Below are 11667 nucleotides of genomic sequence, written 5' to 3'. Positions count from 1 at the left end.
CCCATGCCCGAGGGCGACACCGTCTGGCACACCGCGGCCGTGCTGCGTGAGCACCTGGTCGGGCGCACGCTGACGCGCTGCGACGTGCGGGTGCCGCGGTTCGCCACCGTCGACCTGACCGGGCAGGCGGTCGACGAGGTGCTCAGCCGCGGCAAACACCTGTTCATCCGGGTGGGGCAAGCCAGCATCCACTCGCACCTGAAGATGGACGGCAGCTGGCGGGTCGGCCACCGCCCGGTGCGGGTGGATCACCGCGCCCGGATCATCCTGGAAGCCAACGGCATTCGCGCGGTCGGCGTCGACCTGGGCGTGCTGGAGATCCTGGACCGGGACGCCGACCAGGACGCGGTCGCGCACCTGGGACCCGACCTGCTGGGCCCCGACTGGGACCCGGCTCGCGCCGCCGCGAACTTGGCGGCGCACCCAGACCGGCCGATCGGCGAGGCGCTGCTGGACCAGCGGGTGCTGGCCGGCATCGGCAACGTCTACTGCAACGAACTGTGTTTCGTCAGCGGCCACCTGCCCACCGCACCGGTCGCCGCCGTCGCCGACCCGCGCCGGCTCGTCTCCCGCGCCCGAGACATGCTGTGGGCCAACCGCTTCCGCTGGAACCGCTGCACCACCGGCGACACCCGGGCGGGTCGGCAGCTGTGGGTCTACGGGCGCGCCGGGCAACCCTGCCGTCGCTGTGGCACCCGCATCCGCTACGACGACGGCGGTGATCGGGTCAGGTATTGGTGCCCCTCCTGCCAGGTCGGCATGCAATGATCTCTGTGCGCAGCGGCCCGGACGGGCCCCATCACTACCGAGCGGGAGGTCCCAGCGATGACGACCACCCGAGCGCGCCTATCGGCCGGCCTCGCCCTGGCGCTGCTCAGCCTCGCGGTCGCGGTCTGTCCGGCGTCGCGCGCCGACGCCGTCGACAACCTCTTCGTGACGGCGGTGAAGGCCAAGGGCATCGAATTCGCCACCCCGCAGGCCGCGATCGTGGCCGGTCACGAGGTCTGTGACGAGCTCGATCTCGGTAAGCAGAAGTCCGACATCGCCTCCGAGGTGATGACGAACAGCAACCTGGACGGCTATCGCGCCGGGTTCTTCATCGGCGCGAGCGTCGCCGCGTACTGCCCCCGCTACCGCGGGTCATGAGATGGCTCATGAGATGTCGTCGACCGCGGTCGACAACCGGGACTTGAACTCCTGCGGGATGGGGATGTACCCGTTGTCCGCCAGGCCGTCCTGGCCGGCCCCGATCGCGCTCTGCAGGAATGCCTTTACCGCCGCGCCGACCTGCGGGTCGGGGTATTTCGAGCACACGATCTCATAGGTCGCCAGCACGATCGGGTACGCGCCGGGCTGGTTGGGCCGATAGAACGAGATGGTGTCGAGGGCGAGGTCGTTGCCCTTGGCGATGAAGAAGGCCGACGAGATGGTCTTTCCCACGGATTCCGCGCTGATCGTCACCGGGTCCGGGCCGGCCGACGTGAGGACGTTGGCCGTGTTCAGTTGTTGCGCCTGGGCGAACGACCATTCGACGTAGGTGATCGCCCCCTCGGTGGTCTTGACGGCCGCGGCGGCGCCGTCGTTGCCCTTGGCGCCCTCGCCGACACCGCCGTTGAACGTCTTGCCGGCCCCCTTGCCCCACGCGCCGTTGGAGGCGCTGTCGAGATACCGCTGGAAGTTGTCGGTGGTGCCGGACTGGTCGTTGCGGAACACGACGCGAATCGGCTCGGCCGGCAACGTGACGCCGGGGTTGAGCGCCGCGATCGCGGGATCGTTCCAGCCGGTGATGCCGCCGCTGAAGATCCGGGCCGCGGTCGCGCCGTCGAGGTTCAGGGCGCTGACGCCGTTGACGTTGTAGCCGATGACGATCGGGCCGAACACCACCGGCAGGTTCCACGCGGGCGAGCCGCAGCGCTGCTGCGCGCGTGCGTACTCGTCCTTGCTCAGCGGCGAGTCCGAGCCGGCGAAATCGGTTTGACCGCCGACGAATTCGCCGATGCCGGCGCCGGAGCCGTTGGGCGTGTAATTGAGGGACTGACCTCCGCAGGCCTGTTCGAAGGCCTTGACGAATCGGGTCATCGCGTTCGCCTGGGCGGTGGAGCCGCTGGCCCGCAGGGTCGGCTTGCCGCCGCAGGCCACCTTCGCCGGCGGGCTGCTCGTGCCGCTTGGACCGGCGGCGTGGTGGTCGCTGCCGCACGCCGACAGGATCACCGCACCGGCGGCCAGGACCGCCACCGCTGCACCAAATCGATTGAGTTTCAAAGGGATGCCCTCGTCACGGCCATGAGGCATACTAACCGCTTCCGCTAGTTCCGGCCGTGCGCGAGGAAAAACTGGGCGATGACTTCCGAGGCGTCCAGGGCGCGCGAGGTGCGCCCGATGATCGCCTGGGGCAGATACTGCTTGCCCCCCGGCCAGGTGTGCCCGCCGTCCTCGATCCGGTAGAAGATCACCTCGGTGGACGCCGCGCAGGCCGCGGAATCGAAGCGGCGCACGACGGTGCCGTCGCCCACGCCTGGCAGCACCTGCGTCGACGGATCGCCCTGGCACCCATCGGCCGAACGCCAGGTGTCGACCATGCTGTTCGCCGAGATCGAATGGCTGACCCCGCCCCGTCCGCGCACGTTCCCGCCGTTGAACGGCACCAGCGGGTCGGCGGTTCCGTGGGCCGCCAGCACGGATACCGGACGCGACGGGTGGCAGACGACACCGGCGCCCAGCGTGCCGGCCACCGGCGCGATCGCGGCGAACACGTCGGCGCGGTCACAAGCGAGCCGGTTGGACATGAAGCCGCCGTTGGACATCCCGGTCGCGAAGACGTGCCCGGGCGCGATGTTGTAGTCGCTTTGCAGCTTGTCCGCCAGCGCGACAAGGAACCCGACGTCGTCGACGTGGTGACGATCCGCCGGTGACGCCCCCCGCCCGTCGGCCCAGCTCTTGTCGTAACCGTCGGGATAGGCCACCAGCAGGCGGTTGGCATCGGCGACGGCGTCGAAGTCGGTCAGGCCCTGCTGGCCGGTTCCGGTGCCGCCCCCGCCGTGCAGGCTGAGCACCAAGGCGACGGGATCGCCGGGCGGCACGTGCAACGTGTAAGTGCGGTCCATGCCGCCGGAACGCAAGGTGCCGGCCAGATCCCGGGCGCTGGCCGCCGAGACGTGGCGCACATCACAACCCGCGACGCCGACCGCCCAGGCCGCCAGGACGACGAGCGAAAACCAGCGCGGGTACGGTCGGCGGGAACCATTGTTGCGTTGTTCGCAATATCCGCGATGATTAGATGATGGCGAGCTGTAACCTGCTTGCAACGTTGGCGGCCGAACCTTCAGTCGTCAAACAACGGAACTTCAGAACCTTGGGGGTATTAGAAATGACGAGTACCGGTACCCGCAAGCCTCGCCGGCTGCTCCCGCTGTTGGCTGCCGGCTTCATCCCGGCGGTCGCGCTGCTCGGTCCGGTGACGGCGGCCCCGCCGGCTTACGCCGACAGCACCGACGACGCGTTCATCACGGCGCTGCACAACCACGGCATCGAGCACGAGTCGCCCAAAGCCGCCGTCGCGGCGGGGCATTTGGTGTGCCACCAACTCGATATGGGCAAGACGCAGGAACAGATCGCGACCGACGTGATGAACAGCAGCGGCATCGACGGCGACGACGCCGGCTACTTCGTGGCCCTGGCCGAACGCGCGTACTGCCCGCAGTACGCGGACGTGCCGTCGTAACGGCATAACGCCGGTCTAACTCGCGGAATCCGGTCGTCCGAACGCCTTTCGTGTCGACCTGATTTCAACTCGCCGATCCCCGCATTGTGCGAAGCTGTATGTTCGAAATTCGCGGCTGGCCCAATGGTGCCGACGATCCAGGAGGGCGAAATGACGATCACCCGCATCGCCCGCCTGGTCGTGCTGGCCGCGTTCGCTCCCCTGGCGGCCACGGCCGCGATCGCCCGCGCCGACGCCGCCGACGACGCGTTCCTCGCGGCGCTCAACGCCAAGGGCATCCATTTCGGTTCGCCCGACAAGGCCTTGATCGCGGGCCACGAGGTCTGCGACGAGCTGGACACCGGCCGGACGGTGAACCAGGTTGCGTCGACCGTCATGAGCAACAGCAGCCTCGACGGTTACCACGCCGGGTATTTCGTCGGCGCCAGCATCCGGGCGTACTGCCCCAAGTACGCGTCCTGACCTCACAGCGAACGTGCTTTTTTCTTAACCTGACGGCAACGCGCGCGGCCGCTCTTGCGAGATCTGCCGGCCCTACACTCCCGATATCACCTACCAGCTCGGAGAACTGATTACGTGGTATCGAGAATTTTAGTTGGCGCTGCTGTCGCAGTCGGGATGGCGATTTCGATCGCGGCACCGGCCGGCGCCGACCCCAGCGTGTTCAACGATCTGTCCTGCAGTTGCCCGCAGACGGTCTCGAACGGCGGCTCCTCCGTCGCTGACCAGATCAACCGGGGCATCCAGTCCGGCCTCGCCGGCGGGAACGTCGCCCGCGCCCAGCAGTAGCGGCCTTTAGCCCGCGGCGCCGCGCCCGACGGCCTGCACGGCCGCGTGCTCGTGCAGCGCCTGTTCGGCGTCCGGGTGAACGGGTTTGAGGTCGAACACGACGTCCTTGACGGTCCCGGTGAACGCGTACGGCGCCCTGTCCTCGTAATCGCGGTCCACGACGAGGCCGTTGTCGCGCCCGATGTCCATCCCCGCGTATGACGTGAAGGCCAGCGGCACCGTGTTGGCCATCGAGCCCTCACCGATCAGCCGGTCGTCGGCCCAAAGCGTCACCCGCCCACCCGAACCCGGGACGGGTTGATCGGATTCGAAGAGCATGCGCACCGTCACGTCCCCGGTGGGAATCGGCTCGGTGGACACTTGCTTGTAGGTGTCCACGCCGAGGAACGAGTACGTGTGGCGCAGCCGCCGGCGCTCGTCGACCCATAGCGCGAACCCGCCGATGAAGTCGGCGTCGGCGACGATCACGCCCTGCGCGCCGTCGTCGGGAACGACCAGCCGCGCCTCGATCGCGTAGGAGCGCCCGAAGATCCGGGGCACCATGCCGCGCTGGATGTTCTGCACGTCGCCCTTGAACGTGAACCGGGTGGTGGTCGGCAGCGGCGGCAGGCTGCCGAACATCACCGCAAGGCCACCCAGCAGCGGCAGCACCCGGTTTCGTTCGGCCTCCTGCCACCACAGCCGGGTGAGCTCGGCAACCTTGTCGGGATGCTCGGCGGCGACGTTGCGCGCCTGGGAGAAGTCGTCGGGCAGGTAGTACAGCTCCCAGACGTCGCTGTCCGGGTCGTACGTTCCGGGCGCGAACCGCGCCAGGGTCTGGGGCGAGAGGTCCCACGGCGCCTTGTCCAGCCGCGTGCACGCCCACCATCCGTCTTGGTAAATCGCGCGGCTGCCGAACATTTCGAAGTACTGCACCGTGTGGCGCTCTTCGGCCGCGGGGTCGTCGAAGGTGTGGACGAAACTGGTTCCGTCCATTGCTTCCTGCTCGAAGCCGTCGACGCTGACCGGCTGCGGTAAACCGATGGCCTCCAACACCGTTGGCGCGATGTCGATGCAGTGGGTGAACTGGCCGCGGATGGCGGCGTCGGGACGGATCCGGCTCGGCCAGGCCACCACCATCGGGTCGCGGGTGCCGCCCAGGTGGCTGGCCATCTGCTTGCCCCACTGGAACGGCGTGTTGTTGGCGTGCGCCCAGGCGCTCGCGAAATGCGGTGCGGTGAACTCGTTTCCGAGCGCCTCGATTCCCCCGTACTGCTCGATCAGCTCGAGTTGACGGTCGGCGTCGAGCAGCACCCCGTTCAGGAACGTCATCTCGTTGAACGAGCCGGTGACGGTGCCCTCCATGCTGGCGCCGTTGTCGCCCCAGATGTAGAAGACCAGCGTGTTGTCGGATTCGCCGAGATCCTCGATCGCGTCGAGCAGCCGGCCGACGTTCCAGTCGGCGTTCTCGGAGAACCCGGCGAACACCTCCATCTGGCGGGCGAAGAGCTTCTTCTGGTTGTCCGACAGGCCGTCCCAGGCCGGGAACAAATCGGGCCGCTCGGTCAGCTCGGCGTCGGCCGGAATCACGCCGAGTTGCTTTTGGCGTTCGAATGTCTTGCGCCGGTATACATCCCAGCCCTCGTCGAACTGGCCGCGGTACTTGTCGGCCCATTCGGCGAACACGTGGTGCGGCGCGTGGGTGGCGCCGGTCGAGTAGTACATCAGCCAGGGCTTCTCGGCGTCCTGTGCCCGCACGGCGTGCAGCCATTCGACGGCCTTGTCGGTGAGGTCGTCGGGGAAGTAGTAGGGCCGGCCGTCCTTGCCCTGGGGCACGCCGATGACGGAGTTGTCCTGGGTGATGATCGGGTCGTACTGGCCTGCGGCGCCGGACAGGAAGCCCCAGAAGTGGTCGAAGCCCCAGCCCACCGGCCAGTTGTCGAACGGGCCCGCCGCGCCCTGGACGCTGTCCGGGGTGAGGTGCCACTTGCCGAAACCGCCCGTCACGTAACCGTTGTCGCGCAGGATGCGGGGCAGCGCGGCGCAACTGCGCGGCCGGACCGAGGAATAACCCGGGAAGGGGCCGGGGAACTCGGTGACCGAACCGAAGCCGACCCGGTGGTGGTTGCGCCCGGTCAGCAGCGCCGCGCGGGTCGGCGAGCAGACCGCGGTGACGTGAAAGCGGTTGTAGGTCAACCCGTTCTGAGCCACCCGGGTCAGGGTCGGGGTCCGGATGGCGCCGCCGAAGGTGTCCGGGCCGCCGAACCCGGCGTCGTCGATGAGCACGATGAGCACGTTGGGTGCGCCGTCGGGCGCCTTGGCCCCCGGGACGATCGTCCAGTCGCCGACCGAGTCGGCCATGGTGCGGCCGATGGTGCCGCCGAAAGCTCGCTGCGGCAACGGCAGCCGGGTGCGGTCGGGGTTGAACTTGCCCATCGCCTCTTCCAGCGCCGCGCCCAGGCTGCGCAGCGTCGAACGGCTCAGCTCCGCAACGGATTTCATCGGGGAGCCGGCGCACGCCTGCTCAACGCCCAGGCGGCCCTCCGCCGGCGTCACGGCGATGATCAGGCCGCTGCCCGCGGCCAGCGCCTGCCCGATCTTGTCGGCCAGCCCGCTCTTGATCCGGTGGTCGGCGAACGTTCCCGCCAGCGCCCCGGCCGCCGCACCGACCGCGGCGGTGGCCAGCAGGGCCGGCGAGAACAGGCCGACCGCCAGGCCGGCGCCCGCCCCCCAGGCCGCGCCCCGGCGGCCCAGCCGGTTGCCCGTATCGAGCAGCACGGGATTGCCGTCGGCGTCCTTGCCGACCAGCACCGCGCCCCGCAGCGCGACCTCCTTGGCCTTGGTTCGCTCGGCCAGGGTTTCGAAGTCCCGGCGAGCCGCATCGAGGTCCTGATAACCGGCGACAATGACCAGCGCGTTGTCTTCGCTCATGACGAAACTCCCTCGCAGACGGATAGCGGCTCGTCGGTCCGAAATATAGACCTCTACTCTTTGGACCCTGTCGGTGTCGCATCGGGGACGGTGATCTCGGTGGCCGCATCCAGCGTCTTGCCGCGAAAGAAGTCGCGGCCACCGGCCGTGGCGCTGAGCACCGCGACCGGGACGCCCAACGCGACAAGACCCATGCCCAGGATGAACACGCCACCGACCGGTCCGACATGAGTTTTGCCGTAGTCGGGCGCGTACATGTCGACCGTGCTCTGCAGGAACACCCACGTCATGCCCAGCGCGCCGAGGAGCGGAAGACCGCCTCGCAACCAGAAGTCGCGCGCCGACCGCAGCAGCGTCTGCCGGTAGGTCCACACGCACGCGTAGGCGGTCATCGCATAGTAGAAAGCGGTCATCAAGCCCACTGAGGCCACCATGTCCGCCAGCGAGTCACGGCTGAGCAGCATCATCACCAGGTAGGTCGCGAATCCACCGGCGCCGACGAGCACCGTGCCCAACCACGGTGTGCGGTATCGGTTCACTCGGGCGAGCCGTTGGGGCAGGGCGCGATAGACGGCCATGGCCAGCATGTTTCGCGCGGTCTTTGCGAGCGAGGTCAGCGCCGAGGCGAGTGCTGACGAGCTGATGGCGAGCAGCAGCAGCACCGCCAGTGCGCCTCCCACCACCGGGTTGCCCAGGATGGCGAGGGCGTCGTTGGCGTTGAGTGGATTGTTCAAACCGATTCCGGTGGTGTCGAAACCGGCGAAGGCCTGAATCGCGCAGCTAACCATCACGTAGGTGCCCAGCACCACGACCGTCGCGAGCACCGCGGCCTTGCCCGGGTTCTTGTGCGGGTTCCTGGTTTCCTCCGACACCGAAAGGCAGGCATCCCACCCCCAGTACGCGAACACGCACAGGATCATCCCGTGGGCGATCGCCGACGCAGACAGCCCGGTGGGCGCCAGCCAGGACCACTGCGGAATGACCGCCTGCGGACCGGCATGGTGGCCGAATACTTTCGTCAAGGCGATCACGCTTACCAGCGCCAGCATGACGAACTGCGCGCCGACAAGGACAGCTTGAGTGCGCTCGGTGACGTCGATGCCCCGCACGCACAGCAGCGTGAGCACGACGACGGCCAGCCCGCCCGCCGCGATCTGCGCGGCCATCGAATTCGCCGCGCCCTGCAGGTGCAACGCCTCGAGCAAATAGATGGCGGCGATTTGGGCGCCGTTGCCGACGGCCACCACGGCCGCGATCAGCGAGCACCAGCCGGCGAGCCAGCCCACCCATGGGCCGAACGCGCGGGTTACCCAGGTGAAGGTGGATCCGCAGTCGGGGGTTTCACGGGCGAGTTCACGAAAAGCGAAGGCGGTCAGCAGCATCGGAACGAATCCGATCACGAACAGTGCAGGCGACTTTGCGCCCGTCGCGGCCACCATGCCCGCCAGCACGGCGGCCAAACTGTAAGCCGGAGCCACCGAGGATAGCGCGATGACAAGGCTGCCCTTCAGTCCGACAGCCCCCGGCCGCAGGCCCTTGCCGGCGGCCTGGCCGCGGCAAGACTCATCCGATGACCGAACGATCAAGTCCGGGCGCCGCGTGCGCGGGGCGACAAGCCGTTGACGTAGTGGAAGCGCGCGGCGCGGCGCCGGACGCGGTGGGCGTGTCCGCGAGTGCGGTGCGGCTGGCCGGTCTGGTTCATCGGCTCGCTGTAGAACATCAGCTTGGCGAGCTCCACCAGGACCAGGTAGACGACGACGAAGCCACCCAGCACTGCGAAGAACTGCCACGGCAGCGGCGTGAAGCCCAGGGTGTGGGCCAGCGGCGAGATGGTCAGCGCGACCCCGACGGCGACCACGGTGAGGCTGGTGACGGTCAGCGGGACGCTGGCTCGGCTGCGGAAGAACGGCACCTTGCGGGTGCGGATCGCGAAGATGATCAGCGTCTGTGTCGCAAGCGATTCCACGAACCAGCCGGTGCGGAATTCGACGGCGCCGGCGTGCAGCACGCCGAGCATCAACCCGAACGTCAAAAAGTCGAACAGGGAGCTGATCGGCCCGAAGATCAGCATGAACCGGCGGATGAAGGCGACATTCCAGTGCGAGGGCGCGTGCAGCTGTTCCTCGTCGACCCGGTCGGTGGGGATGGCAAGCTGGGAGCTGTCGTAGAGCAGGTTGTTGAGCAGGATCTGGCTGGGCAGCATCGGCAGGAACGGCAGCAGCGCCGACGCGGCGGCCGCGCTGAACATGTTGCCGAAGTTGCTCGAGGTGCCCATCAGCACGTACTTGATGGTGTTGGCGAATATCCGCCGGCCCTCGGCGACGCCGGTGGCCAGCACGCCGAGGTCCTTCTCCAGCAGCACCACGTCGGCCGCGTCCTTGGCGACGTCGGTGGCGCTGTCGACCGAGATCCCCACGTCGGCGGCATGCAGGGCCAGCGCGTCGTTGACCCCGTCACCGAGGAAGCCGACCGATCGCCCGTGGCGGCGCAGCGAGACGATCAGCCGCGCCTTCTGCTCGGGCGAGATTCGCGCGAAGATCGTGTTGTTGCGGGCGGCCTCGGTGAAGGCGTCGTCGTCGAGGGGATCGAGGTCCGCCCCGGTGGCGGTGCCCTTGGACGCCAAATCGAGGTCGGCGCAGACCTTTTCGGCGACACGCGGATTGTCGCCGGTGGCGATCTTGAGTTCGATGCCCAGCGCGGCCAGCTGTGAAAGAGATTGCCGCGCAGCGGGTTTAGGTTCATCGGCGAAGACCAGGAAGCCGGCCAGCGCGAGGTCGCGTTCGTCGGAGGGGGTGATCCCGGTCAGCTCCGTCAGCTCGCCCGCGGGCCGCAGCGCCACGGCCACCACCCGGCGCCCGGCGGCGAACAGGGCCGCGAGCGTCTCCTCCGCCGCCGGCGACGCCGCCCGGCAGCGGGCCAGCACCTGCTCCGGCGCGCCCTTGACCACGAGGACGCGCTTGCCGTCGTCGTCGACCAGGACCGACGTCGCCCGGCGCTCGTGGTCGAACGGCAGGATCGCGACCCGGCGCACCGCGTCGCCCACCAATTCCTGCGCCCCCGGGGACTCCCAGAGCGCGGCGTCGAGCGGATTGGCGCCGACGCCACCGGATTCCGGGTCGACGTCGGTGGCCAGCAGCCCCAGCCGCCGGACCGGGTCGGCGTGCGCGCCGGCGGGGTCGATCGCGTCGACCAGGCGGATTTGGCCCTCCGTCAGGGTGCCGGTCTTGTCGGTGATCAGGATGTCGATGTCGCCGAGGTCCTCGATGCACACCAGCCGTTTGACGAGCACCTTCGACTTGGCTAGTCGCCGCGATCCCGTCGCGAGGCTGGTGCTGACCACGGCGGGCAGCAGCTGCGGCGTGATACCGACCGCGATCGCCAGCGAGAACAGCACCGAATCGATGATCGGCTTGTGCAGCAGCAGGTTGCTGGCCAAGATGATCACCATCAGCGCGATCGCCACCTGCAGCAGCAGGTAGGAGAACTTGCGCAGCCCGACCTGGAAGTCGGTTTCCGGCTGGCGCTGATCCAAACCCGCTGCGATGCGCCCGAATTCGGCGTCCCGGCCGGTGGCGTACACCACGCCGACGCCCTCCCCGGCGCTGACGATGGTGCCCATGAAGGCCAGGTCCTCCGCTTCCGCCAGGTCGGCGCCCGCGGCTACCGGTTGAGGCGATTTCTCCGAGCCGGTCGATTCCCCGGTCAGGATGCTTTCGTTGCATTCCAGGCCGGTGACCTCGATCAGCCGGACGTCGGCGGGCACGGCCTCACCCAACGACAGCCGGATCACGTCACCGGGCACCAGGTCGGTGACGCTGACCGTGACGAATTTCGAGTCGCGGCGCGCCACGGCGTTGTGGTGCACCCGTCCGTGCAGGTCGGCGGCGGCTCGCTCGGCGCGATACTCGTTGACGAAGCCCAAACCGATGCTGGCCGCCAGGATGATCCCGATGATGACGGCTTGCATGCTGTCGCCGAGAAAGTACGAGACCACCGCGGTCCCGGCCAACAGGATGAGCACCGCGTTGCGCAGTTGCCGGCCCAGCACCGCGAGCGCGTTGACGTGATGGGTCCGCACGGCGTTGGGGCCGTGCCGCTGCAGGCGGGCGGACGCCTCGGCGCTCGACAGCCCGGCGGCCGAACTGTCCAGCCATTGCAGGACCTGATCGACGGGGGCCTCGGCGACCCGCTTGGCGGTCAGCGGCGGCGACTCGGGCGCGCTCGTCACCTTCGTTGACAACGACATT

The 11667-nt window shown here is 68.6% G+C and carries 10 protein-coding genes; 5 read left to right on the top strand and 5 right to left on the bottom strand.

All coding sequences use genetic code 11. The features are described from left to right. Positions 1-3: 3 nt before the first annotated feature. Both nei2 and A5706_RS24170 read left to right on the top strand, forming a co-directional pair. On the top strand, positions 4-768 hold the full coding sequence (gene nei2, locus A5706_RS24175; RefSeq protein ID WP_068136385.1) for an endonuclease VIII Nei2: 765 nt from the start codon (positions 4-6) through the stop codon (positions 766-768). A gap of 57 nt (positions 769-825) precedes the next feature. After that, positions 826-1146, top strand: coding sequence for a DUF732 domain-containing protein (locus A5706_RS24170; protein WP_068136382.1), 321 nt, complete (start codon positions 826-828; stop codon positions 1144-1146). 6 nt (positions 1147-1152) lie between these two features. Here the strand turns inward: A5706_RS24170 and pstS are convergent, their stop codons facing one another. Both pstS and A5706_RS24160 read right to left on the bottom strand, forming a co-directional pair. Further along, positions 1153-2262: a phosphate ABC transporter substrate-binding protein PstS gene (gene pstS, locus A5706_RS24165; protein ID WP_068136380.1), complete on the bottom strand. Its 1110-nt coding sequence runs from the start codon at positions 2260-2262 to the stop codon at positions 1153-1155. A gap of 44 nt (positions 2263-2306) precedes the next feature. Further along, a complete protein-coding gene (locus A5706_RS24160) occupies positions 2307-3200 on the bottom strand; it encodes a PHB depolymerase family esterase (protein ID WP_068136493.1) in 894 nt (297 codons plus the stop codon). A gap of 167 nt (positions 3201-3367) precedes the next feature. Between A5706_RS24160 and A5706_RS24155 the strand changes: the two genes are divergently transcribed. The 3 genes from A5706_RS24155 (at position 3368) to A5706_RS34550 (ending at position 4510) form a co-directional block, all read left to right on the top strand. Beyond that, the gene (locus A5706_RS24155; protein ID WP_068136378.1) at positions 3368-3721 is read left to right on the top strand and encodes a DUF732 domain-containing protein; all 354 of its coding nucleotides are present in this window, start codon (positions 3368-3370) and stop codon (positions 3719-3721) included. Between the two features lie 150 nt (positions 3722-3871). Further along, positions 3872-4183 (top strand): DUF732 domain-containing protein, encoded by a 312-nt coding sequence (locus tag A5706_RS24150; protein WP_068136489.1) that lies wholly within the window; start codon positions 3872-3874, stop codon positions 4181-4183. Between the two features lie 156 nt (positions 4184-4339). Next, complete coding sequence (locus A5706_RS34550) at positions 4340-4510, top strand: hypothetical protein (RefSeq protein ID WP_231985244.1); 171 nt, start codon at positions 4340-4342, stop codon at positions 4508-4510. A 6-nt stretch (positions 4511-4516) separates the two neighbouring features. Here A5706_RS34550 and A5706_RS24140 read toward each other — a convergent pair whose 3' ends face one another. Genes A5706_RS24140 through mgtA form a run of 3 tightly spaced genes read right to left on the bottom strand, consistent with a single transcriptional unit; the run spans position 4517 to position 11666 of the window. Continuing rightward, on the bottom strand, positions 4517-7420 hold the full coding sequence (locus A5706_RS24140; RefSeq protein ID WP_068136373.1) for an arylsulfatase: 2904 nt from the start codon (positions 7418-7420) through the stop codon (positions 4517-4519). A 53-nt stretch (positions 7421-7473) separates the two neighbouring features. Then, positions 7474-9006, bottom strand: coding sequence for an APC family permease (locus A5706_RS24135; protein ID WP_255406335.1), 1533 nt, complete (start codon positions 9004-9006; stop codon positions 7474-7476). Next, positions 9003-11666, bottom strand: coding sequence for a magnesium-translocating P-type ATPase (mgtA, locus tag A5706_RS24130; protein WP_068136370.1), 2664 nt, complete (start codon positions 11664-11666; stop codon positions 9003-9005). The genes A5706_RS24135 and mgtA overlap by 4 nt, the downstream gene beginning before the upstream one ends. Between the last annotated feature and the right edge of the window lies 1 nt (position 11667).

The sequence above is a fragment of the Mycobacterium sp. E796 genome, from assembly GCF_001672815.1.
Classification (GTDB): Bacteria; Actinomycetota; Actinomycetes; order Mycobacteriales; family Mycobacteriaceae; genus Mycobacterium.
The sequence above is the reverse complement of the archived record's forward strand: the minus strand, read 5'-3'. Positions and strand labels throughout refer to the sequence as shown.

What these genes read in the sequence shown, in the direction of transcription:
- A5706_RS24150 (WP_068136489.1), top strand. Translation starts at nt 3,872, where the DNA reads ATGACGATCACCCGCATCGCCCGCCTGGTCGTGCTGGCCGCGTTCGCT.
- A5706_RS34550 (WP_231985244.1), top strand. Translation starts at nt 4,340, where the DNA reads ATGGCGATTTCGATCGCGGCACCGGCCGGCGCCGACCCCAGCGTGTTC.
- nei2 (WP_068136385.1), top strand. Translation starts at nt 4, where the DNA reads ATGCCCGAGGGCGACACCGTCTGGCACACCGCGGCCGTGCTGCGTGAG.
- A5706_RS24155 (WP_068136378.1), top strand. Translation starts at nt 3,368, where the DNA reads ATGACGAGTACCGGTACCCGCAAGCCTCGCCGGCTGCTCCCGCTGTTG.
- A5706_RS24140 (WP_068136373.1), bottom strand. Translation starts at nt 7,420, where the DNA reads ATGAGCGAAGACAACGCGCTGGTCATTGTCGCCGGTTATCAGGACCTC.
- A5706_RS24170 (WP_068136382.1), top strand. Translation starts at nt 826, where the DNA reads ATGACGACCACCCGAGCGCGCCTATCGGCCGGCCTCGCCCTGGCGCTG.
- mgtA (WP_068136370.1), bottom strand. Translation starts at nt 11,666, where the DNA reads ATGTCGTTGTCAACGAAGGTGACGAGCGCGCCCGAGTCGCCGCCGCTG.